The following is a 22,340-nucleotide window of genomic DNA, read 5'->3' as shown; positions in this document are numbered from 1 at the left end:
GAGCACTTGTCATGACGATGATGACAGAGCAAAACAGACACCAGGTATGCAGCACGGGATGTCAGCACACACAGAACTCAGGTACACTGCGCATCCCGGTTTTTTGATTGTTATTTAAGGGAAAATCTACAAATGGAACAGTTTGACAACGTCAGCGTAATCAAAAAAGCCAACGTCTATTTTGACGGTCGCTGCGTCAGCCACAGCCTGATTCTGGCTGACGGCGTACGCAAATCGGTGGGGGTGATCCTGCCGGGCGCCACGCTGACCTTCAATACCGGCGCACCAGAAATCATGGAAGTGCTGGCCGGCCAGTGCAGCGTTCAGCTCAAAGGCGAAAGCACAGCGCAAAACTATGGCGCAGGCCAGTCATTCTCGGTGCCAGGCGACAGCGCGTTTGACATCACGGTGACCGACACCCTGCATTACGTCTGCCACTTCGGCTAAGCGCCACGCCTGGCCAGACACGCGACGGCAAACAGTACAAGCAGTACGGCAAGGTCGGCTCACCACGCCAGAAGGGTTTTCTCACCTCACGGGAGGAGCCGACCAATCAAAAACGGGCGGGATCAGCCAGTACAGTTTTCTGGCCGATCCCGCCCGTAACATTGACTCAGTGCGCAAACAACGCCTGATACGCCGCCTCACTGAACCCCACCTCCACCCGACCGGCCTGCACCAGCACCGGGCGCTTGATCAGCGAAGGCTGTGCCAGCAGCAAGGCAATCGCGCCCTCCCGGTGTTCAGCCTGTGCCCGGCTGGCCTCATCCAGCTTGCGCCAAGTGGTACCCTTACGATTGACCAGCGCATCCAGCGTAGCGCCCTGCGCCAGCCAGCCCTCAATGACTTCAGCGGTGATGCCGAGCTTTTTATAGTCATGAAACGTCACCTCGATACCTTGTGCCGCCAGCCAGGCGCGGGCTTTTTTCATGGTGTCGCAATTGGGAATACCATACAGAACGGGGGTGGACATGGGGAAAGCTCCAGGGGCAAAACCGGCAGTGTAGCCGGAATGCCGCCGCAGACAAGCCATGGGCCCGGCAGCATGGCTGGCCGGGCCCATGGCGCAGGGTGTGCGCAGCGCTTATCCCTTGTTGGCGGTCATGCCGGGCTTCTCGTCGCGCAAGGCGCGGCGCAGGATTTTGCCGACATTGGTCTTGGGCAGTTCGTCGCGGAACTCGACAAACTTGGGCACCTTGTAGCCGGTCAGGTTGGCCTTGCAGTGGGCGAGGATGTCTTTCTCGGTCAGCGCCGGGTCCTTGCGCACCACAAACACCTTGACCAGCTCGCCGGATTTCTCGTCCGCCACGCCCACGCAGGCCACCTCCAGCACGCCCGGATGGCTGGCCACCACGTCTTCGACTTCATTCGGGTAGACATTAAAGCCCGACACCAGAATCATGTCTTTTTTGCGGTCCACCAGTTTGACAAAGCCCTCCGGCGTCATCATCGCCATATCGCCGGTGGCCAGAAAGCCCTGCTCGTCGATCACCTTGGCGGTTTCATCCGGACGCCGCCAATAGCCCTTCATCACCTGTGGGCCGCGAATGCATAGCTCGCCGGATTCGCCATACGCCACCTCATGGCCCTGGCTGTCACGAATCTGGATCTCGGTAGAAGGGATGGGCACGCCAATCGTGCCATTGTATTCGGTTAGGTCCAGCGGGTTCATGCACGCCGCCGGGCTGGTTTCGGTCAGGCCGTAGGCCTCAATCAGCGGCACGCCGGTCAGCGCCTTCCATTTGTCGGCCACGGCTTTTTGCACCGCCATGCCGCCGCCCAGCGCCAGTCGCCAGGTGGAAAAATTCACCGAAGCAAAATCCGGGTGATTGAGCAGAGCATTAAACAGGGTGTTCACCCCGGTCATCGCCGTCACCGGGTATTGCTTGATTTCCTTGATAAAGCCCGGGATGTCGCGCGGGTTGGTGATCAGGATGTTCAGCGCGCCAATTTCGGTGAACACCATCAGGTTGGCGGTCAGCGAAAAGATATGATAAAGCGGCAGGGCGGTGACAATCACTTCCTGGCCTTCGCGCACGGCAGGCTTCACCCAGCCGCCAGCCTGTAGCATATTGGCGACAATATTGCGATGCAGCAACATGGCGCCCTTGGCCACGCCGGTGGTGCCGCCGGTGTATTGCAAAAACGCCACATCATCATGGCCAATGCTCACTGGCTTGAGCGGCTGCGCGGCGCCAGCCTTGAGCGCATCATTAAACAAGATCGGCGTCACCGGCAGCTTCCAGGCTGGCACCATCTTCTTAACGTGCTTGACGGCAAAGTTCACCAGCCAGGACTTGGGCGCGCCCAGCAAGTCGCCAATGCGGGTCAGCACCACATGCTTGACCGCAGTACGGGCGATCACCTGTTGCAGCACGTTGGCAAAATTTTCCAGGATAACGATGGTATCCACGCCAGCGTCGTTAAGCTGGTGCTCCAGTTCACGCGGGGTATACAAGGGATTGACATTGACCACGGTGTAGCCGGCGCGCAGGATGGCGAACACCGCCACCGGGTATTGCAGCAGATTGGGCATCATCACCGCCACCCGCGCGCCCATCGGCAGCTTGAGGGTATTTTGCAGGAACGAGGCAAAACGAACAGTCAGGGCGTCCAGCTCGCCATAGGTGTACACTTTGCCCATATTGGCCATCGCCGGCCGGTCTCGAAAACGCTCGACACTGCGGGCAAACACTTCCGAAACCGACTGGAACTGGTTGATGTCGATTTCGGCGGGCACGCCGGGTTGATAATTCTTCAGCCAGACTTTGTCCATTGTCTTGTTTCTCCATCGTCTTTGAGGTGGCGCCGTCCTGGCTGTGTGCGGCGAGCAGCAGGTCGGTCAGTATGCTTTGGCGGGCGTCGCTCGCTGGCGCTTGCAGGGCAGGCGAGGTGACTTTTACTATAGATGCCGCATCGTTGTCCGGCACGAGCCGTGTTACAAACGATTGTTTGAAATATGGCATGACCGCTGGGCTTCTGTCCACCCTGTCGCGTTAAGAGTCGCGTACAAAGCCTGAGCACCGCGTTCCCGGTCAAGCGTGCGGCGGCGGGCAGTACAAGAAATACGGCTGCGCAACGACGCCAGGAGGGTTTTGTTAGCGGCGCTAAATCCCACTTGCAGGCTGCGGCACCACTCATGCTTTCGTCAAGTTCAGATACTTGTCGGAGGCCACATTTTCTGCCACACTTGGTCGGTGATGACCAGCAGTTTCTTTTTCTTTCAAGAGTCTGTTATAATCAACGGCATCAGTGTGGGCGTTTCGCCCATTTTTTATTTGTGGAAAAAACATGGATGTTCGCGCGTTGCTGGAAAGCACGCTCGTCGGGCTCGGGTACGAATTTGTCGACCTCGAATTGACCCGATCGGGCGGTTTTCGTCTGTTCATCGACAAGCCGGAAGGCATTACCGTGGATGACTGCGTGCTGGTCAGCAATCACCTGACCCGCCTGTTCATGGTGGAAAACATTGACTACGACCGATTGGAAGTGTCGTCGCCGGGCCTGGATCGCCCGCTGAAAAAAGAACAGGACTTCGTCCGCTTCACCGGTCAGTTGGCCAAGGTGAAAACCCGCATGCCGCTGGAAGGCCGCAAGAATTTCCACGGCCGCCTGTGCGGCGTGGAAGAAAGCGCCCTGCGCCTGGAAGTGGAAGGCAAACTGGTAAGCATTCCGCTGGCCAGCATCGACAAGGCACGACTCGACCCCGAGTTCTAAGCCAGGTTGAATGCGCCGCCCGGCAGGCGGCGGCGCCGAGGAAGACAATCACACAAGCCGATGGGCCCCGCGCCATCCGGCGTCAGGGTTGGCGAACACATCGCCGGCCGATGCGGAGAGAATGTTTAGATGAGTCGAGAGATTTTGCTGCTGGTGGATGCGCTGGCGCGTGAAAAGAACGTCAGCAAGGAAATCGTGTTTGGCGCGCTGGAGCTGGCGCTGGCCTCCGCCACCAAGAAAAAAAGCAATCAGGAAGACATTGACGTGCGCGTCGAAATCGACCGCAACACTGGCGACTATCATTCCTTCCGTCGCTGGCAGCTTGTCGAAGATAACGACCACGAATACCCGTCGCGCCAGGTGGCAGTCAGCGACCTGGACGAGCGTCATGCTGGCCTGGAGCTTGGTGACTTCTACGAAGAACCGCTGGAAGCCATCGAATTTGGCCGCATTGGCGCACAAACCGCCAAGCAGGTGATTTTGCAAAAAATCCGCGACGCCGAACGCGAACAGGTGCTGAACGACTTCCTGGAACGCAATGACTTCCTGGTGCGCGGCAATATCAAGCGCATGGAGCGCGGCAACGCCATCATCGAAATCGGCAAGCTGGAAGCCGTGCTGCCGCGCGAACAGATGATCCCCAAGGAAAACCTGCGCGTGGGTGACCCGGTGCGCGCCTATCTGCTGCGTGTGGATCGCGGTGGTCGTGGCCCGCAGCTGGTGCTGTCGCGCACCTCGGCCGAGTTCGTCAAGAAACTGTTCGAACTGGAAGTCCCGGAAATCGAAGAAGGCCTGCTGGAAATCCGTGGCGCCGCGCGCGACCCGGGCAGTCGCGCCAAGATCTCGGTGAAAGCCAACGACCCGCGCATCGACCCGCAAGGCACCTGCATCGGCATGCGCGGCTCGCGCGTGCAGGCGGTCACCAGCGAACTGGCCGGCGAGCGCGTGGACATCGTGCTGTGGTCGCCGGAACAAGCCACCTATGTGATCAACGCGCTGTCGCCGGCCGAAGTGCAGCGCATCATGGTCGATGAAGAAAAGCACAGCATGGACGTGGTGGTCGAAGAAGACCAACTGGCGCTGGCGATTGGCCGCGGCGGCCAGAACGTGCGCCTGGCCTCCGAGCTGACCGGCTGGATTCTCAACATCATGACCGTTGACGAAGCCGCCGAGAAACACGAAGCCGAAGACGCCGCGCTGCGCAGCCTGTTCATCAACTCGCTGGACGTGGACGAAGAAATGGCCGAAGTGCTGATCAGCGAAGGCTTCACCACGCTGGAAGAAGTGGCCTATGTGCCGCTGGCCGAGATGCTGGAAATTGACGCGCTGGACGAAGAAACCGTCAATGAACTGCGCAGCCGCGCACGCAATGCCCTGCTGACCCAGGCCATTGCTTCGGAAGAAAAAGTCGAGAGCGTCTCTGAAGAGCTCAAGACCCTGGAAGGCATTGATAGCGACCTGGTGCGTCAGTTGGCCGAACACGGCATCACCACCCGCGACGATTTGGCCGACCTGGCTGTGGACGATCTGGTCGAAATGACCGGCATGGAAGCCGATGCTGCCACTGCGCTGATCATGAAAGCGCGTGAGCACTGGTTTAGTGAAGAATGATGATGGCCATGTGAACGACGGCGGGCGGTACGCCTGCCCTGCGGCCGGGCCAGGCGAAAAGATAGGGATATTTAGGAACGCGAATGCTTGAAACGAATGTAAAACAATTTGCCAGTGAATTAGGCTTGCAACCGGATCACCTCCTTGAACAGCTGCGCGCGGCCGGCGTGGGCAAGTCTTCGATGGAAGACGTGCTGACCGAACAGGACAAAACCCAGCTGCGCAACCATCTGCGTCGCGCCCATGGCGGCACCGTAGACAACCGCGTCACCCTCAAGCGCAAGGAAACCTCCGAGATTCGCAAGGCCGACAGCACTGGCAAATCGCGCACGATTCAAGTGGAGGTGCGCAAAAAGCGCGTGGTGGTGTTGCCGGAAGAAGAAGCTGCCAAGAACGCCCCTGCCGTTGCCGTACCCGCCGCCGTGACCGCCGAGCCGGCCCCGGTGAACACCCCCGCCGCCGAACCGGCGGCCCCGGTCCAGGCTGAAGCCCCGGTCGCCGCACCGACCGCCACCGCCGCGCCTGTTGTCGAAACCGTGACGCCGACCCCGGCGCCCACTGTCGAGCCGGCCAGCCCTGCTGCTGCCCCGGCCATTGAAGCCAAAGAAGTGAAATCCGAAGCCAAACCGGAAGCGAAACCGGAAGCCAAACCCGCCGAGGCCCGTCCGGCCAGTCAACCCCAGGCTGCCCGCCCGAGCAACCCGGCGCAAAAACCTGCTGGTCAGGGTCGTCGTGATGACGGCCGTCGTGACAACCGCGACAACCGTGGCCGCGACCGTGACAACCGCGGCCCACGCAACAGCGCGCCGCAAACCCCGCGCCTGTCGCCGGCCGCTGCCGCTGCCGCCCAGATGAACGCGCCGCAAGCCAGCGCACCGGTCAATCCGGCGCTGATTCTCACCCCGGAAGAAATTGCTGCCCGTGAGAACGAAGCTCGTCGCCAGGACAAGCTGCGCGCCGCCCAGGAAGCGCTGATTCGCGAACGTCAGGAACGCGAAGCGCGCCGTCTGGTCGCCCGCCAGCAAGCCGAAGCCGACGCAGCTGCTGCCAAACAGGCTGCCAGCAAGCCGGCCGCCCCGGCTGCTGCCGCAGGCGAGAAAACGCCGAAACCGGCCCACGGCAGCGTGCTGCACAAACCGGCCAAACCGGCAGGCGCCGCAGGCGCTGCACGTCCGGCGCCGGCCGCTGCAGCAGGTGCGCCGGGCGCCGCCAAACCGGCCGGTGGCAACGACGCTCCGGGCCGTGGTGGCAACAAGAAAGCCGGCGGCAAGGACAGCTGGGACGATGGCGCCAAGAAGCGCGGCGGCCTGAAAACCAAGGGCAGCAGCGACAGCCGCAACGACTGGAAATCCAAGAAGGGCGGCAAGGGCAACAAGCACGCTCAGGGTGCGCATCAGTTCCAGGCGCCGACCGAGCCGATCGTGCACGAAGTGCTGGTGCCGGAAACCATCTCGGTGGCCGAACTGGCCCACAAGATGGCGGTGAAGGCCGCTGAGGTGATCAAGACCCTGATGAAGATGGGCATGATGGTCACCATCAACCAGGTGCTGGACCAGGAAACCGCCATGATCGTGGTGGAAGAAATGGGCCACCTGGCCAAGCCGGCCAAGCTGGACGACCCGGAATCCTATCTGGACGACGTTGGTGGCGAACACCACGAAGCCGTGCTGGAATCGCGCGCGCCGGTGGTGACGGTGATGGGTCACGTTGACCACGGTAAAACCTCGCTGCTGGATTACATCCGTCGCGCCAAAGTGGCGGCGGGCGAAGCCGGCGGCATTACCCAGCACATCGGCGCCTACCACGTGGATACCCCGCGCGGCATGGTGACCTTCCTGGATACACCGGGTCACGAAGCGTTTACCGCCATGCGTGCCCGTGGCGCCAAGGCCACCGATATCGTGGTGCTGGTGGTGGCCGCTGACGATGGCGTGATGCCGCAAACCATCGAAGCCATCCACCACGCCAAGGCAGCAGGTGTGCCGATGGTGGTGGCGGTGAACAAGATCGATAAACAAGGCGCCAACCCCGAGCGCATCCGTCAGGAGCTGTCTGCTCACGGCGTGGCGCCGGAAGACTGGGGTGGCGATACCCAGTTTGTTGAAGTGTCTGCCAAGCAAGGCACCAATATCGACGGCCTGCTGGAAGCCATTCTGCTGCAAGCCGAAGTGCTGGAGCTGCAAGCCGCGCGCGAAGCACCGGCCAAGGGCATCGTGGTGGAAGCCCGCCTGGACAAGGGTCGCGGCGCCGTGGCCACCATCCTGGTGCAGTCTGGCACCCTGAAGAAGGGCGATGTGCTGCTGGCTGGCACCGTGTTTGGCCGCGTACGCGCCATGAACGACGAAAACGGCAAGCCGGTTACCGAAGCCGGCCCGTCCATCCCGGTGGAAATTCTCGGTCTGTCGGAAGTACCGGCGGCCGGTGAAGACGTGATGGTGCTGACCGACGAGCGCAAGGCGCGTGAAATCGCCCTGTTCCGTCAAGGCAAGTATCGCGATGTGCGTCTGGCCAAGCAACAAGCCGCCAAGCTGGAAAACATGTTTGCCCAGATGGCCGAAGGCGAAGTGCAAACCCTGTCGGTCATCATCAAGGCCGACGTGCAGGGTTCTTGCGAAGCGCTGGCCGGTTCGCTGCAAAAACTGTCCACCGACGAAGTGCGCGTCAACATCCTGCACTCGGCCGTGGGCGGCATCACCGAATCCGACGTCAACCTGGCGGCAGCCTCCAGCGCCATTGTCATTGGCTTTAACACCCGCGCCGACGCGCAAGCGCGCAAGCAGGCCGAAGCCAACGATGTGGAAATCCGCTACTACAACATCATCTATGACGCCATCGATGAAGTGAAGGCAGCGTTGTCGGGCATGCTGGCGCCGGAGCGCAAGGAACAAGTCATCGGCACGGTGGAAATCCGTCAGGTGTTCACGGTGTCCAAGGTTGGCTCGATTGCCGGTTGTATGGTCACCGACGGTATGGTCAAGCGCGGCTCCTCGGTGCGCATCATCCGCCAGAACGTGGTGGTGCATCAGGGCGAGCTGGAATCGCTCAAGCGCTTCAAGGACGACGTCAAGGAAGTCAAGCAAGGCTACGAATGCGGCCTGCAAATCAAGAACTTCAACGACATCCAGGAAGGCGACCAACTGGAAGTGTTCGAAATCGTCGAAGTGGCCCGCACGCTGTAAGCGCAGCCAGATCGACCGGGGGCGGGCGGCGAAGCCCGCCCCTTTTTTCATGGCCGGCCCGTCTCGGCCATCAGGAGAGACCCCATGGCGAAAAAACAGTTTTCCCGCGCTGACCGCATCTCCGAGCAGATGCAGCGCGAACTGGCCGACATCATCCGCACCGAGTTGAAAGACCCGCGCGTGGGCTGGGTCACCATCACTGGCGTGGACGTCACCCGCGACTATTCGCACGCCAAGGTGTTTTACACGCTGATGACCAGCAGCGATCTGGACACCACACAACACGCGCTGGAGCGCGCTGCGGGCTTTCTGCGCTCGGAAGTGGCGCGCCGCATCAAGCTGTTCACCGTGCCGCAACTGCACTTTGTGTACGACCACTCGATCGAGCGCGGCGTACACATGACCCAGCTGATCAACCAAGTGGCGCAGGACGACGCCGCCAGCCGCGTTGACGACGACAACACCGACGCGCCCGCCCAGGACTGACGCCCGTTTTGGCCGGCCATCCGCGCCGGCCGCCGATGTGATGACTTCAATGACTGTAAGCAGACTGCCCAAGCCGCCCAAGCGGCCGATTCATGGCGTGCTGTTGCTGGACAAGCCGCTGGGCATGTCCAGCAACAAGGCGCTGCAAACCACGCGCTGGCACTACCACGCCGAAAAAGCCGGCCACACCGGCGTGCTCGACCCGCTGGCCACCGGCCTGTTGCCGGTGTGCCTGGGCGAAGCCACCAAGTTTTCCGCCCACCTGCTGGACGCCGACAAGGGCTACACCGCCACCGTGCGATTTGGCCACTATTCCAGCACCGGCGACCTGGAAGGCGAGTTCACCCCCGGCGAGCGGCCGATTGATTTTGACCAGGCCGGCCTGCTGGCGGCCATGGCCAGCCTGACCGGGCCAATCGAGCAAGTGCCGCCGATGTATTCCGCGCTCAAACACCAAGGCCGCTCGCTGTACGAATACGCCCGACAAGGGGTGGAAATCGAGCGCAAGCCACGGCAAGTGGTGATTCATCGGCTGGAGCTGCTCAGCTTTGACGGCCAAGACGCAGTGCTGGACGTGCAATGCAGCAAGGGCACCTATGTGCGCACGCTGGCCGCCGACCTGGGCGCCAAGCTGGGCTGCGGCGCACACCTGGCCGGCCTGCGCCGCACCCGCACCGCCGGCTTTGACATCGCCGACGCCATCGCGCTGGATACGCTGGTGGAGATGACGCCCGAGGCGCGCATGGCCATGCTGCTGCCCGTGGATATCCTGGTGAACCACCTGCCCATCCACACCCTGAACGACGCGGAAACGCACAAAATTTGTCATGGCCAGCCGGTGCATGTCGCCGAAAAAGATGCGATAATCCAAGGCTGCCGTTTATACGATTCCCAACAACGGTTTGTCGGAATCGGTCGCATGCGGGCCGATGGCCTGTTGTGGCCGGACCGATTGCTGGCGTTCTCGCCAGCAGCCTGAGCGGACAAGAGTCGCTCACAAAACTCAGCACAGCAGGCCTGGCTAGGCGTGTGACCGCAGACAGTGCAAATAGCACGGCAAGGTCACACCACAACGCCAAGCAGGTTTTTGAGCGGCTCTCAGAGTCGCTCAAAAAACTCAGCGCAGCGGGCCTGGCTAGGCGTGTGACCGCAGACAGTACAACAAGTACGGCAAGGTCACACAACAACGCCAGGCGGGTTTTGTGAGCGACTCTCAAGCAAAGGCAGGGAGCGCGGAGGGGTTTAGGCTCGCCGCGTCTTGACCGGGCGCAAGCCCAATATTTTATCTGGAGTGTTTCATGGCTGTTTCTACCGAACAAAAAGCAGGTATCGTTCAAGATTTCCAACGCGCCGCTGGCGACACGGGTTCCCCTGAAGTGCAAGTGGCCCTGCTGACCGCACGCATCAACGATCTGACCCCGCACTTCAAGGCCAACACCAAAGACCACCACAGCCGTCGTGGTCTGCTGAAGATGGTGAGCCGCCGCCGCAAGCTGCTGGACTACCTGAAGAAAAAAGACGCTGAAGCGTATCGCACCCTGATCACCCGTCTGGGTCTGCGTAAGTAATTACGTGGTTTTGCCAGAAAGTCGCAGCGCCTGCTGCGACTTTTTGGCTTTTGCGGGGCGCATATGTCTCGCATGGCGCGGCGCCTGCCGCGTCTGTTGTCGCAACGGGGGGAGCCTCTAGGCATTGGCGTCGCTTGCGGCCCCAATAGCTAGGGGTTCCCGTTGTTTTGCCGGGTGTCCGGCAATCCTCACCAAGAGTCACACATCGTGTTCAATAAAATCAGCAAGACTTTCCAGTACGGTCGTCACACCGTCACCCTTGAAACCGGCGAAATCGCCCGCCAGGCCTCCGGCGCCGTGATGGTGTCCATGGACGACACCGTGGTGCTGGTCACCGTGGTGGGCGCGCAGGGCGTCAAGCCGGGCCAGGATTTCTTCCCGCTGACCGTGGACTACCAGGAACGCACCTACGCCGCCGGCAAAATCCCCGGTGGTTTCTTCAAGCGCGAAGGCCGTCCGTCCGAGAAAGAAATCCTCACCAGCCGCCTGATCGACCGCCCGATCCGCCCGCTGTTTCCGGAAGGCTTCTACAACGAAGTGCAAATCGTCGCCACCGTGGTGTCGCTGAACCCGGAAGTGGACGCTGACATCCCGGCCATGCTGGGCGCCTCTGCCGCACTGGCCTTGTCCGGCCTGCCGTTCCAGGGCCCGATTGGCGCCGCCCGCGTGGGCTACGCCAATGGCGAATACATCCTGAACCCAACCAAGACCGAGCTGCAAACCAGCGAACTCGATCTGGTGGTGGCCGGCACCCAGCGCGCCGTGCTGATGGTGGAATCCGAAGCCCGCGAACTGGCCGAAACCGTGATGCTGGGCGCCGTGGTGTTTGGCCACGAGCAAATGCAAGCCGCCATCAACGCCATCAACGCCCTGGCTGACGAAGTCAACCCGGTGCTGTGGGACTGGGCCGAGCCGGTGCGCAACGAAGCGCTGATCGCCCAAGTGCGCGAGATCGCCGGCGCCGACATCAAGGCCGCCTTCGCCATCCGCCAAAAGCAAGTGCGCAGCCAAAAGCTGAACGAAGCCTGGGACAAGGTCAAGGCCGCGCTGATCACCGAAGACACCGACACCCTGACCGCCAACGAGATCAAGGGCATCTTCAAGAACCTGGAAGCCGAAATCGTCCGTGGCCAGATCCTGGCCGGCGAGCCGCGCATCGACGGCCGCGACACCCGCACCGTGCGCCCGATCAGCATCCGCACCGGCGTGCTGCCGCGCGCCCACGGCTCGGCGCTGTTCACCCGCGGCGAAACCCAGGCGCTGGTGGTGACCACGCTGGGCACCAAGCAGGACGAGCAGGTGATTGACGCCCTGGCTGGCGAATACACCGAACGCTTCATGCTGCACTACAACTTCCCGCCGTACTCCACCGGCGAAACCGGCCGCGTCGGCAGCCCCAAGCGCCGCGAAATCGGCCACGGCCGCCTGGCCAAGCGCGCCCTGGTGGCCGCGCTGCCGCCGGCTGACGAGTTCAGCTACTCGATGCGCGTGGTGTCGGAAATCACCGAATCCAACGGCTCCTCGTCGATGGCTTCGGTGTGCGGCGGCTGCCTGGCCATGCTGAACGCTGGCGTCCCGCTGAAAGACCACGTGGCCGGCATCGCCATGGGCCTGATTCTGGAAGGCAACCGTTTTGCCGTGCTGACCGACATCCTGGGCGATGAAGATCACCTGGGCGATATGGACTTCAAGGTGGCCGGCACCGCCAACGGCGTGACCGCGCTGCAGATGGACATCAAGATCCAGGGCATCACCAAGGAAATCATGCGCGTGGCGCTGGATCAGGCCAAAGAAGGCCGTCTGCACATCCTCAGCCTGATGAAGAATGCCGTGGACGCCCCGCAAGAGCTGTCCGCCCACGCCCCGCGCCTGTACACCATGAAGATCAATCCGGAGAAAATCCGCGACGTGATCGGCAAGGGTGGCTCGGTGATCCGTTCGATCACCGAAGAAACCGGCACCAGCATCGACATCGGCGAAGACGGCCTGATCACCATCGCTTCGGTGTCCGGCGAAGGCGCCGAAGCCGCCAAGCGCCGCATCGAACAGATCACTGCCGAAGTGGAAATCGGCAAGATCTACGAAGGCACGGTGATGAAGATTCTGGACAAGAACGTCGGCGCCATCGTGCAGATCATGCCGGGCCGCGATGGTCTGGTGCACATCAGCCAGATCGCCAATGAGCGCATCGCCAATGTCGGCGACTACCTCAAGGAAGGCCAGCAAGTGCGCGTGAAGGTGCTGGAAACCGACGAGCGCGGCCGCATCCGCCTGTCGATCAAGGCCGTGCTGAACGAAGAAGCCGCCGCTGCCGCACCGGCACCGAGCGAAGCTGCCGCTCAGTAAGCCTGAAACCTGGTCCACCCTCGGCGGTGGGCCGGACAAGAAAAAACCCGCTGGTGAATATCAGCGGGTTTTTTCTTGTCCGGTTATCTGACTCAGTCCAGCCGTCGCGCAGGAATCTGCGCCAGCAGCTCGCACAGAAAATCCCAGAAGCGCGCCACCGACGCCACATTTACCCGCTCGGACGGCGAGTGCGCGCCGCGGATGTCCGGGCCAAACGAAATAATGTCCAGGTCTGGGTATTTGCCCAGCAAAATCCCGCATTCCAGCCCGGCGTGAATCACTTTCACCTTGGGCTTTGCCCCGTGCTGGCGCTGATACACCTGGCTGGCCAAGGCCAGCAGCGGCGATTCCGGGCGCGGGGTCCAGCCGGGGTAAAAGCCCTCGCGCACGCCCGAACAGCCGGCCAGACGGCCACAGGCCAATAAAGAAGTCACCCGGCTTTCCAGCCCGTCATCGCTCAGTGAACGCACCATCGACACCGCCTGAAAGCGGCCATTGTCCAGGCTGACCACGCCCAGATTGGACGAGGTGTGCACCACATCGGGCAAGGCGGGGCTCAGGCCGGCCATGCCGTCGGGCAGGGCGTTGAGCAGATCGATCAGCACCGCCTGGTCGTGCAGCGACAGCACCGCGTTCAGCTGCGCCGGGCCAAGGGTGACGGTCAGGCCGTGGTCCCATTCCGGCAGGGTGGCGGCCACCCGCTTTTGCCAGTCCAGCAAGGTGTGTTGCAGCGCTTCCAGCTTGCTTTCCGGCACGGCCAGCGTGGCGCTGGCTTCGCGCGGAATCACATTGCGCAGCGCGCCGCCTGCCAGTTGGCCAACGCGCAGGCCAAAGCGCCCGGCCAGCTCGGACAACAGCCGCGCCAGCAGGCGGGTGGCGTTGGCGCGGTAGCGGTGGATGTCCACCCCGGAATGCCCACCGCACAGGCCGCGCACGGTCAGCCGCCAGGCCTTGTGCTCGGGCGGCAGCGGCTCACGCTCGCACTGGCGGCGCAAAATCACGTCTTCGCCGCCGGCGCAGCCAATGTAAAACTCGCCCCAGTCTTCGGTGTCCAGATTCAGCAAGAAGCGGCCGGTGAGCAGGTCTTCCGCCAGGTCGTGGGCGCCGTCCATGCCGGCTTCTTCGTTGACGGTGAACAGCGCCTCCAGCGGCGGATGGGCGATGTCATCGCTTTCCAGCACCGCCAGCATGGCGGCCACGCCAATGCCGTTGTCAGCGCCCAGGCTGGTGCCGCGCGCGCGCACCCAGCCATCGTCGGCCAGCCAGGGCTGAATCGGGTCGCTGAAAAAATCATGGGCGTCGCCGTCCTGCTGGCACACCATGTCCACATGGCCTTGCAGCACCACGGTTTCCCGTTCGGCCATGCCGGGGCTGGCGGGTTTGCGGATCAAAAGATTGCCGGCGGCGTCTTGCGTCCAGTTCAGGCTGCGCGTGCTGGCCCAGCGGCACAGGTGGTCCATCACCTGGCCTTCGTGGCGCGAGGGGCGCGGCAGCCGGCACAGCGTGGCAAAGTGCCGCCACAGCGCGGCGGGCGGCAAATCAAGGGGCAAGGAAGGCAAAGTCGGTTCAGGCATGGTCGGCGTCTTGCAATTGCAGCTGCCACATCTGGGCAAAACGGCCCTGACGGTCGAGCAGGTCGCGGAAGCTGCCTTGTTCAATAATGCGCCCGCCTTCCATCACCACAATCTGATGCGCGTCCACCACGGTGGACAGCCGGTGGGCAATGATCAGGGTGGTGCGTTGGGCGGCAATCTCCGCCAGCTCGGCCTGGATGGCTTTTTCGGTGTGCGAATCCAGCGCGCTGGTGGCCTCGTCAAAGATCAGGATCGGCGGGTTTTTCAGCAGGGTGCGGGCAATCGCCACCCGCTGCTTTTCGCCGCCAGAGAGCTTCAGCCCACGTTCGCCCACCACGGTGTCGTAGCCGTCGGGCAACTGGCTGACAAAATCGTGAATATGCGCGGCGCGCGCCGCTTCGATCACCTGTTCGCGGCTGGCGTCGGGGCGTCCATATGCAATATTGTAGTAGATGCTGTCGTTGAACAGCACGGTATCCTGCGGCACGATGCCGATATGCGTGCGCAGGCTGGCCTGGGTCAGCTCGCGGATGTCCACGCCATTGAGGGTGATGCGCCCGGCGCCCACATCATAAAAACGGAACAACAGCCGTGACAGGGTGGATTTGCCAGCGCCGCTGGCCCCCACCACCGCCACCGTCTTGCCGGCCGGGATGTCAAAGCTGACGTCGTGCAGAATCTGCCGCTTGCCGTCGTAGCCAAACTGCACCTGCTCAAAGCGGATGGCCGCCTGGCGGGTGGCCAGGGTTTGCGCGCCGGGGCGGTCGGCCACTTCTTCGCCTTGCTCCAGCAGGGTGAACATGCGCTCCATATCGGCCAGCGAGTGTTTGATCTCGCGGTAGACAAAGCCCAGAAAATTCAACGGCGCGTACAGCTGAATCAAATAGGCGTTGACCAGCACCATATCGCCCACGCTCATGCTGCCATCCACCACGCCACGGGCGGCCAGGCCGACCAGCACGGTGACGCCCACGGCGATGATCACCCCCTGGCCGGCGTTCAGAAAATTCAGCGAGGTCTGGTTGCGCACCGCAGAGCGCTCCCACGAGGCCAGATTGCCGTCGTAGCGGGCCACTTCGTAGCGCTCATTGCCAAAATACTTGACCGTCTCGTAATTGAGCAGCGCGTCAATCGCCTTGCTATTGGCCTGCGAATCCAGCTCGTTCATGCTGCGGCGAAACACCATGCGCCATTCGGTCACCCCGAGGGTGAAGCCGATATAAGACGCAATGGTCAAAAAAGTCACCACGGCGAACGACCAGTGATAATTCACCAGCAGAATGCCCGCCACCAGGCCAATTTCCACCAGGGTGGGCAGGATATTGAACAGGGTGAAATTGAGCAAAAAGCCAATGCCCTTGGTGCCACGCTCGATATCGCGGCTCATGCCGCCGGTCTGGCGCTCCAGATGAAAGCGCAAGCTCAGCCGGTGCAGGTGCTCGAACACTTGCAAGGCAATGCGGCGGATGGCGCGCTGGGTGACCTTGGCGAACACCGCGTCGCGCAGCTCGCCAAACACGCTGGTGGCCAACCGCGCCAGGCCATACGCCGCCACCAGGCCCAGCGGCATGGCCAGCGCGGCCTGGGTGGCCGACAGCTGATCGACAATATCCTTGAGAAACCACGGCACGCTGACATTGGCCAGCTTGGCCAGCATCAGCAAAGACAGCGCCAACGCCACCCGGCCCTTGAATTCCAGCAAGTAGGGCAGCAGGGTTTTCAGGGTTTTGGCGTCGTTACGCTCGGTGGGCGCAGGCCCGGAATGGGTGAATCGCATGGCAGTCCCGTCGGGGCGCGGTCAGGAAAGCCGGCCAAGGCCGGCGCGGGGGCGTCGCCCAATGGCGACGCCCGCAGCCGCCGCCGTCGGGAATGTCGATCAGTGCAGCGCTTGCGCGCCGTTCAGGAAGAACTCCGGCACTGGCGCTTCAAATTCGCGGCCATCGTCGGCGGTGAAATTATAACTGCCGCGCATGGTGCCCTGGGCGGTGGCCAGCACCGCGCCGCTGACGTATTCGTAGGTTTCGCCCGGTTGCAGACGCGGCTGCTCGCCCACCACCCCTTCGCCGTGCACTTCGCGCACATGGTTGTTGGCGTCGGTGATGTACCAACTGCGCGAGATCAGCTGCACGCCGACATCGCCGTCGTTGTGAATCTGGATGCGGTAGGCAAACACATAGCAGTGGTTGGCAGGGTTAGATTGGTCGGCGATGTAGTACGCCTGCGGTTCCACACGAATGGGGGAGGTCATGACAAAAACAGCCTTTCACTTGCAAACCCGGCGCGCCGGGATATCCGGTTCAAATGGCGCGGGACAACCCCAACGCTCACCTGACTCTCACCAAACCCTGCACAGCGCGCTTGGCTGGGCGTGTGGCCATACCCGGCAAGCCGGGAAGGTTTGCTTAACAACGCCCACTGGCGCGCGGCCAGCGTCAGCCAGAGTCAGGATGATTTCTTTATAGTCTATCGTCAGTAACTGAACAAAAATTCATGCCAACATGGTTTTTTCCGCTGACCAAGCTGGCAAGCGGAGACTATCGGGTAAAATCCGGGCACTTTCCCCGTTTACAAGACCCACCATGCGCACTTTCCGTATTGCTCCCAGCATTCTTTCCGCCAATTTCGCCTGTCTGGGCCAGGAAGTCACCGATGTGATCGCCGCTGGCGCCGACATCATCCACTTTGACGTGATGGACAACCACTACGTGCCCAATCTCACCATTGGTCCGCTGGTGTGCGAAGCCATCCGCCCGCTGACCCAGGCGCCGATTGACGTGCATTTGATGGTCAAGCCGGTGGACAGCCTGGTGCCGATGTTCGCCAAGGCTGGCGCCAACTTGATCACCTTTCACCCGGAAGGCTCCGAGCATGTCGATCGCACGCTGGCGCTGATCCGCGACTGTGGCTGCAAGGCTGGCCTGGTGTTCAACCCGGCCACCCCGCTGCACCATCTGGACCATGTGATGGACAAGCTGGACATGATTCTGATCATGTCGGTCAACCCCGGCTTTGGCGGCCAGAGCTTTATTCCGCAAGCGCTGAACAAGCTGCGCGAAGCGCGCCGCCGCATCGACGCCTACCGCGAGGCCACCGGCCGCGACATCTGGCTGGAGGTGGACGGTGGGGTGAAGGTGGACAATATCGCCGAAATCGCCGCCGCTGGCGCCGACACCTTTGTGGCGGGCTCGGCCATCTATGGCGCCGACGACTACGCCGCGACCATCGCCGCAATGCGGGCAGAACTGGCCAAAGTAGCCTGATCCGGCACGGCCGCCGCGCCAGCGGCGGCCGTGGGCTCACTCGGCCAGATTGACGGCTGGGGTGTGCTCGAACACGTCAGACAAGTGCGGCAAGCCCAGATACGAGGTGGATTGCATTTCGGTCAGCCGGCTGGCGGTGCGGAAGAACTCACTGGACTGCACGCCGTCGGTATAAATCTGCTCAGCCTCAACTTCGGCAGACAGCACCAGTTTGACGCGGTGGTCATAAAACACGTCCACCAGCCAGGTAAAACGGCGCGCTTCGCTGGATTGATGCGGAGCCAGCTTGGGCACATTGGAGACAAACACCGTCTGGTATTCGCGGGCGATTTCCAGATAATCGGTCTGCGCCCGCGGGCCGCCGCAGATCTCCATGAAATCAAACCAGATCGCCCCCGGCGAGTGGCGGATGGCGCGGATTTTGCGGTCGAACACAATAATTTCGTGCTTGAGCTCTTTGCCGGTGCCAGACGACAAGCGCTCGTACAAGACATCCAGCTTGTCGCGGCTGCCTTTCAGCGGGGTAATGAACAAGGGCTCGCGGGTCAGCTCGCGCAGGCGGTAGTCATTGCCGCCATCCACATTCAGCACGGTCAGCCAGTTTTTCAGCAGCTCAATGGCCGGCAAAAAGTTGATGCGCTGCAAGCCATTGGGGTAAAGCTCGTCCGGCGGGTAATTGGAGGTCAGCACACAAATCACTCCACGCTCGAACAGCTCTTTCATCAAGCGACCCAGAATCATGGCGTCAGCAATGTCAGACACATGAAACTCGTCAAAGCACAGCAACCGGGTTTTCTGCGCGATGCGCTCGGCCACGGTGATCAGCGGGTCGGTGGCATTGGTCAGGGTTTTCAGCTCGTTATGCACTTCCATCATGAAATGGTGAAAGTGAATCCGCCGTTTGCGCCGATACGGCACACAGGCGTAGAACGCATCCATCAAAAAGCTCTTGCCGCGCCCCACCCCGCCCCAGAAATACAGCCCGCGCGGAATGCTGGGCTTGCGCAAGGATTTACCCAGAAACGAATGGCGCTTTTTCTTGAACACCAGCAGTTCTTGATACAGCGCATCCAGATGGTCAATAGCCATGGATTGGGCGGCATCACGGATGAATCCGGGTTTTTGGGCGGCGTCTTCGTACCACTGCCGAGGGGACAGCGTGGTGTGCTTGTCGGGGGAAAAAGCGTGCTGGGACATGGCGGGGGCAGTAAAAACGGCAAAAGCGCAACTGTACCACAGCGCCATGCCCCCGACACCGCCAAGCAACGGCGGCGGCTACGCTCAGGCTTGCAGCGTGGCCAGCGAATGTTCCAGCACGCGGATATTGCGCTCATACGCCGACGGATCGCCCAGCGCGCGCTCGCCTTGCGGCACATACATGGCAAACGGCAGCTCACGCACGGCAAAAAAGCTCATGAAACGGTCCGGGCGCAGGGTGTCGGCGCTCAGGCCAATGGCCTGGTTGCGTGATTTGTATTCGTTGAGTGTGGCGATGGTGTTGTCGATCTGGGCTTTTTCGGTGGCACGCAGGTGCGCCATATACATATTCAGCGTGGCGATGTTTTTTTCGTAGGCGCTGGCCTCGCCGATGGCGATACCCGAGCAAGAGCGCACATAGTAAGCAAACGGCAGATTGCGCTCGGTAAAAAACGCCAGTAGTGCATCAGGCTGCAAGGTTTCGCTGTCCATGCCAATGGAACGCTGTTCGCGCTGGCTATCCAGCAAGAGCGACACTTGCTGCTGACAGGCGTGAAGTTCGTGTTTGACGGCAGGTTTGACGGACATGGCGTGTTCTCCTCACTCAGTGCCACGCGGGCGCCGTGAAGCACGGCGGGCGCAGATCATGTTGAGCATGACTGTAAGCAACACCGACACCGAAAACGATTACAGCTGATTACAGCTGACCAAACCTGACGTGTTATGGCCCCCCCAAAACACACCGCCCCCGCCGGGCAAGCCGGGCGGGGGCGGTGTGTTGAGCGATTCGCTGTCGCAGCAACACTGCCGACAAAACCCAGCGCAGCGATCCTGGCTAGGCGTGTGGCCGCAGACAGTGCAATAGCACGGCAAGGCCACACAACACCGCCAGGAGGGTTTTGTTAAACAGCTTTAAGCGCCGAACGGGTGACGCAGTACGATGGTTTCTTCCCGATCCGGGCCGGTCGAGATGATGTCGATCGGCGCTTCGCAGAACTCGGAAATCCGTTGCAGGTAGTTGCGGGCGTTTTCCGGCAGTTCTTCGTAACGCTTCACGCCGAAAGTGGTTTCGCTCCAGCCCGGCCAGGTTTCGTAAATCGGCTCGCAGCCGGCGACGTTCTCGGCGCCAAACGGCAGGATGTCGTAAGTCTGGCCGTCTTTCTTGTAGCCGACGCACAGGCGGATTTCGTCCATGCCGTCCATCACGTCCAGCTTGGTCACGCACAGGCCGGACACGCCGTTGATCTGGATCGAGCGCTTGAGCAGCGCGGCGTCAAACCAGCCGCAGCGACGCGGGCGGCCAGTCACGGCGCCAAACTCGTTGCCGCGCTTGGCCAGGCCAGCGCCAACGTCGTCGAACAGTTCGGTCGGGAACGGGCCAGAACCGACGCGGGTGGTGTACGCCTTGACGATGCCCAGCACGTAGTTGAGCATCTGCGGGGCGACGCCAGCGCCAGCAGAGGCGGCGCCGGCCACACAGTTGGACGAGGTGACAAACGGATAGGTGCCGTGGTCCACGTCCAGCAGGGTGCCCTGGGCGCCTTCGAACAGGATGGATTTACCGCTCTTGTTCAGCTCGTACAGGGTGCGCGACACGTCGGCCACCATCGGCTTGATGCGCTCGGCCAGCTGCATGGTCTGCTCCAGGGTTTCCTGGAAGTCCACGGTGTCGGTCTTGAAGTATTCCTTGAGCAGGAAGTTATAGTAAGCCAGGTTTTCGCCCAGCTTGGCGGCAAAGCGCTCGGGGTGGAACAAGTCCTGCACGCGGATGGCGCGGCGGGCCACCTTGTCTTCGTAGGTCGGGCCAATGCCGCGGCCGGTGGTGCCGATCTTGTTTTCGCCCTTGGCGGCTTCGCGCGCCTTGTCCAGCGCGATGTGGTAGGGCAGGATCAGCGGGCAGGCTTCGGAAATCTTCAGGCGGCTGGCCACGTCGATGCCGGCGGCTTGCAGTTCGTCGATTTCCTTCAGCAGCGCTTCCGGCGACAGCACCACGCCATTGCCGATAAAGCAGGTCTTGCCAGGATGCAGCATGCCGGACGGAATCAGGCGCAGCACGGTTTTCTTGCCATTCACCACCAGGGTGTGGCCAGCGTTGTGGCCGCCCTGGAAGCGCACCACGCCCTCGGCGTGATCGGTCAGCCAGTCAACAATCTTGCCTTTGCCTTCGTCACCCCACTGGGTGCCGATCACGACTACGTTCTTGGACATGAAGAAACCTCTTTACACAATGCAGTTCAATGGGAAGCGAACGGTTCGACTTGCCAGCCGTCCGCCCGCCAGACCAGCGCGCGGTCGCAATTAAGCGCCGTCGCTGATTCACCGAGATAATCAATCACCAGCACTTCGCCAGCGGTGCGCAAGGCGGCGATGGCCTCGCGCGCGCGGCCCGCGTCAGCGCCGGCCACGCGAATGCCCATGGCCGGGCTGCGCTGCGGCAGCACACGCACCAGATCGCGCAAATCCAGGCTAAAGCCGGTGGCCGGGCGGGCGCGGCCAAATTTGTCGCCGACATTGTCGTAGCGGCCGCCGCGCGCCAGCGCATCCGACCAGCCCGGCGCGTAGGCGGCGAACATCAGGCCGGTGTGATACGCCGTGCCGCGCAGGTCAGACAAATCAAAGTTCACCGTGGCGCGGCCGGCCACGCTGTCCGCCACCGCCTGCATATCGGCCAGCGCCCGACGGATTTCCGGCAGCGCCGGCAGGCATTGGCTGGCGCGGCTGAGCGCATCCGGGCCATATAGCCCCGGCAAGGCCAGCAAGGCGCTGCGGAAGGGCTCGGCGGCGCCGGCCAGCAGGGTTTCGGCGCTGGGGATGTCCTTGGCCTGCAACACGCCAAACAGCTCGGCGGTCAGCGGCGCCGGCAGCGCCGCCGCTGCGGCCAGCGCGCGGAAGATGCCGACATGGCCGATGTCCAGCGTCAAGCCGCCCACGCCCACGCCTTCCAGCGAGGCGAGCATCAGGTCAACGATTTCCAGGTCAGCGCCGACGTCGGACGAGCCATACAGCTCGGCGCCGATTTGCAGCGGCTCGCGCGAGCGCATGGCGCTTTCCGGCACGGTGTGCAGCACGCTGCCGGCGTAGCACAGCCGGGTGACGCCTTGGCGGCTGGACAGCAAATGCGCGTCGATGCGCGCCACCTGCGGGGTGATGTCGGCGCGCAAGCCCAGCTGACGGCCGCTCATCTGGTCGTCGAGCTTGAAGGTCTTCATCACCAGCGCGGTGTCGCCGTCGTAAACCAGCGAATCGATGTATTCGATCAGGGGAGGACAGACCAGCTCGTATCCGTAAGTGCGGAAGCGTTCGAGCATCGCCGCCTTGGCCGATTCAACCTGGCGCGCGGTGGCGGGCAGGATGTCGGCGATGTTTTCAGGGAGCAGCCAGTTTCGCATGGGAGAATTCACA

General features: G+C 62.1%; 18 protein-coding genes. 9 read left to right on the top strand and 9 right to left on the bottom strand.

The window, feature by feature from the left end:
- The first annotated feature begins 132 nt into the window (after positions 1 to 132).
- A complete protein-coding gene (gene ppnP / locus DFR34_RS13800) occupies positions 133 to 447 on the top strand; it encodes a pyrimidine/purine nucleoside phosphorylase (protein WP_110391746.1) in 315 nt (104 codons plus the stop codon).
- A gap of 166 nt (positions 448 to 613) precedes the next feature.
- Here the strand turns inward: ppnP and DFR34_RS13795 are convergent, their stop codons facing one another.
- Together DFR34_RS13795 and DFR34_RS13790 are read right to left on the bottom strand one after the other, a co-directional pair.
- Positions 614 to 973 carry an arsenate reductase gene (locus tag DFR34_RS13795; RefSeq protein WP_110391745.1) on the bottom strand — a complete coding sequence of 120 codons (360 nt, stop codon included), beginning with the start codon at positions 971 to 973 and terminating at the stop codon, positions 614 to 616.
- A gap of 111 nt (positions 974 to 1,084) precedes the next feature.
- Entirely contained in the window at positions 1,085 to 2,776 is a 1,692-nt protein-coding gene (locus tag DFR34_RS13790; protein WP_110391744.1) for a long-chain-fatty-acid--CoA ligase, read from the bottom strand.
- A 515-nt stretch (positions 2,777 to 3,291) separates the two neighbouring features.
- Between DFR34_RS13790 and rimP the strand changes: the two genes are divergently transcribed.
- The 7 genes from rimP to pnp all read left to right on the top strand — a co-directional run bounded on the left by rimP (position 3,292) and on the right by pnp (position 12,907).
- Entirely contained in the window at positions 3,292 to 3,717 is a 426-nt protein-coding gene (rimP, locus tag DFR34_RS13785; RefSeq protein WP_110391743.1) for a ribosome maturation factor RimP, read from the top strand.
- Between the two features lie 129 nt (positions 3,718 to 3,846).
- Positions 3,847 to 5,328 (top strand): transcription termination factor NusA, encoded by a 1,482-nt coding sequence (gene nusA / locus DFR34_RS13780; RefSeq protein WP_110391742.1) that lies wholly within the window; start codon positions 3,847 to 3,849, stop codon positions 5,326 to 5,328.
- A gap of 83 nt (positions 5,329 to 5,411) precedes the next feature.
- Complete coding sequence (gene infB / locus DFR34_RS13775; RefSeq protein ID WP_110391741.1) at positions 5,412 to 8,507, top strand: translation initiation factor IF-2; 3,096 nt, start codon at positions 5,412 to 5,414, stop codon at positions 8,505 to 8,507.
- Between the two features lie 84 nt (positions 8,508 to 8,591).
- Positions 8,592 to 8,993, top strand: coding sequence for a 30S ribosome-binding factor RbfA (rbfA, locus tag DFR34_RS13770; RefSeq protein WP_110391740.1), 402 nt, complete (start codon positions 8,592 to 8,594; stop codon positions 8,991 to 8,993).
- A 49-nt stretch (positions 8,994 to 9,042) separates the two neighbouring features.
- Positions 9,043 to 9,972, top strand: a complete 930-nt coding sequence (truB, locus tag DFR34_RS13765) for a tRNA pseudouridine(55) synthase TruB (RefSeq protein WP_110391739.1) — start codon at positions 9,043 to 9,045, stop codon at positions 9,970 to 9,972.
- Positions 9,973 to 10,291: 319 nt separating this feature from the next.
- The gene (gene rpsO, locus DFR34_RS13760) at positions 10,292 to 10,561 is read left to right on the top strand and encodes a 30S ribosomal protein S15 (RefSeq protein ID WP_110391738.1); all 270 of its coding nucleotides are present in this window, start codon (positions 10,292 to 10,294) and stop codon (positions 10,559 to 10,561) included.
- A 207-nt stretch (positions 10,562 to 10,768) separates the two neighbouring features.
- Positions 10,769 to 12,907: a polyribonucleotide nucleotidyltransferase gene (pnp, locus tag DFR34_RS13755; protein ID WP_110391765.1), complete on the top strand. Its 2,139-nt coding sequence runs from the start codon at positions 10,769 to 10,771 to the stop codon at positions 12,905 to 12,907.
- A gap of 92 nt (positions 12,908 to 12,999) precedes the next feature.
- Here pnp and DFR34_RS13750 read toward each other — a convergent pair whose 3' ends face one another.
- The 3 genes from DFR34_RS13750 to apaG form a co-directional block, all read right to left on the bottom strand.
- Positions 13,000 to 14,481 carry an aminoacyl-histidine dipeptidase gene (locus DFR34_RS13750; RefSeq protein WP_110391737.1) on the bottom strand — a complete coding sequence of 494 codons (1,482 nt, stop codon included), beginning with the start codon at positions 14,479 to 14,481 and terminating at the stop codon, positions 13,000 to 13,002.
- Positions 14,474 to 16,258 carry an ABCB family ABC transporter ATP-binding protein/permease gene (locus DFR34_RS13745; protein ID WP_110391736.1) on the bottom strand — a complete coding sequence of 595 codons (1,785 nt, stop codon included), beginning with the start codon at positions 16,256 to 16,258 and terminating at the stop codon, positions 14,474 to 14,476. The genes DFR34_RS13750 and DFR34_RS13745 overlap by 8 nt, the downstream gene beginning before the upstream one ends.
- Positions 16,259 to 16,357: 99 nt before the next feature.
- Entirely contained in the window at positions 16,358 to 16,729 is a 372-nt protein-coding gene (apaG, locus tag DFR34_RS13740) for a Co2+/Mg2+ efflux facilitator ApaG/CorD (RefSeq protein ID WP_110391735.1), read from the bottom strand.
- 331 nt (positions 16,730 to 17,060) lie between these two features.
- Here apaG and rpe point away from each other — a divergent pair, with 331 nt between their 5' ends.
- Positions 17,061 to 17,741 carry a ribulose-phosphate 3-epimerase gene (gene rpe, locus DFR34_RS13735; RefSeq protein WP_110391734.1) on the top strand — a complete coding sequence of 227 codons (681 nt, stop codon included), beginning with the start codon at positions 17,061 to 17,063 and terminating at the stop codon, positions 17,739 to 17,741.
- A gap of 36 nt (positions 17,742 to 17,777) precedes the next feature.
- Here rpe and zapE read toward each other — a convergent pair whose 3' ends face one another.
- The 4 genes from zapE to DFR34_RS13715 form a co-directional block, all read right to left on the bottom strand.
- Entirely contained in the window at positions 17,778 to 18,938 is a 1,161-nt protein-coding gene (gene zapE, locus DFR34_RS13730; RefSeq protein WP_211309421.1) for a cell division protein ZapE, read from the bottom strand.
- A gap of 84 nt (positions 18,939 to 19,022) precedes the next feature.
- Positions 19,023 to 19,526 carry a hypothetical protein gene (locus DFR34_RS13725; RefSeq protein ID WP_110391733.1) on the bottom strand — a complete coding sequence of 168 codons (504 nt, stop codon included), beginning with the start codon at positions 19,524 to 19,526 and terminating at the stop codon, positions 19,023 to 19,025.
- Between the two features lie 324 nt (positions 19,527 to 19,850).
- Positions 19,851 to 21,146, bottom strand: coding sequence for an adenylosuccinate synthase (locus DFR34_RS13720; protein ID WP_110391732.1), 1,296 nt, complete (start codon positions 21,144 to 21,146; stop codon positions 19,851 to 19,853).
- 26 nt (positions 21,147 to 21,172) lie between these two features.
- Positions 21,173 to 22,327, bottom strand: coding sequence for an ATP phosphoribosyltransferase regulatory subunit (locus DFR34_RS13715; RefSeq protein ID WP_110391731.1), 1,155 nt, complete (start codon positions 22,325 to 22,327; stop codon positions 21,173 to 21,175).
- Between the last annotated feature and the right edge of the window lie 13 nt (positions 22,328 to 22,340).

The sequence above is a fragment of the Rivihabitans pingtungensis genome, from assembly GCF_003201855.1.
Classification (GTDB): domain Bacteria; phylum Pseudomonadota; class Gammaproteobacteria; order Burkholderiales; family Aquaspirillaceae; genus Rivihabitans; species Rivihabitans pingtungensis.
Note: the sequence above shows the minus strand (reverse complement) of the source record. Positions and strands in the feature narration are given on the sequence as shown.

Excerpts from the sequence above, each read along its gene's own strand:
- DFR34_RS13720 (WP_110391732.1), bottom strand. The coding sequence starts at position 21,146 with ATGTCCAAGAACGTAGTCGTGATCGGCACCCAGTGGGGTGACGAAGGC.
- DFR34_RS13745 (WP_110391736.1), bottom strand. The coding sequence starts at position 16,258 with ATGCGATTCACCCATTCCGGGCCTGCGCCCACCGAGCGTAACGACGCC.
- nusA (WP_110391742.1), top strand. The coding sequence starts at position 3,847 with ATGAGTCGAGAGATTTTGCTGCTGGTGGATGCGCTGGCGCGTGAAAAG.
- rbfA (WP_110391740.1), top strand. The coding sequence starts at position 8,592 with ATGGCGAAAAAACAGTTTTCCCGCGCTGACCGCATCTCCGAGCAGATG.
- DFR34_RS13790 (WP_110391744.1), bottom strand. The coding sequence starts at position 2,776 with ATGGACAAAGTCTGGCTGAAGAATTATCAACCCGGCGTGCCCGCCGAA.
- rimP (WP_110391743.1), top strand. The coding sequence starts at position 3,292 with ATGGATGTTCGCGCGTTGCTGGAAAGCACGCTCGTCGGGCTCGGGTAC.
- rpe (WP_110391734.1), top strand. The coding sequence starts at position 17,061 with ATGCGCACTTTCCGTATTGCTCCCAGCATTCTTTCCGCCAATTTCGCC.
- DFR34_RS13750 (WP_110391737.1), bottom strand. The coding sequence starts at position 14,481 with ATGCCTGAACCGACTTTGCCTTCCTTGCCCCTTGATTTGCCGCCCGCC.
- DFR34_RS13725 (WP_110391733.1), bottom strand. The coding sequence starts at position 19,526 with ATGTCCGTCAAACCTGCCGTCAAACACGAACTTCACGCCTGTCAGCAG.
- DFR34_RS13795 (WP_110391745.1), bottom strand. The coding sequence starts at position 973 with ATGTCCACCCCCGTTCTGTATGGTATTCCCAATTGCGACACCATGAAA.
- rpsO (WP_110391738.1), top strand. The coding sequence starts at position 10,292 with ATGGCTGTTTCTACCGAACAAAAAGCAGGTATCGTTCAAGATTTCCAA.
- infB (WP_110391741.1), top strand. The coding sequence starts at position 5,412 with ATGCTTGAAACGAATGTAAAACAATTTGCCAGTGAATTAGGCTTGCAA.
- truB (WP_110391739.1), top strand. The coding sequence starts at position 9,043 with ATGACTGTAAGCAGACTGCCCAAGCCGCCCAAGCGGCCGATTCATGGC.
- zapE (WP_211309421.1), bottom strand. The coding sequence starts at position 18,938 with ATGTCCCAGCACGCTTTTTCCCCCGACAAGCACACCACGCTGTCCCCT.
- ppnP (WP_110391746.1), top strand. The coding sequence starts at position 133 with ATGGAACAGTTTGACAACGTCAGCGTAATCAAAAAAGCCAACGTCTAT.
- DFR34_RS13715 (WP_110391731.1), bottom strand. The coding sequence starts at position 22,327 with ATGCGAAACTGGCTGCTCCCTGAAAACATCGCCGACATCCTGCCCGCC.
- apaG (WP_110391735.1), bottom strand. The coding sequence starts at position 16,729 with ATGACCTCCCCCATTCGTGTGGAACCGCAGGCGTACTACATCGCCGAC.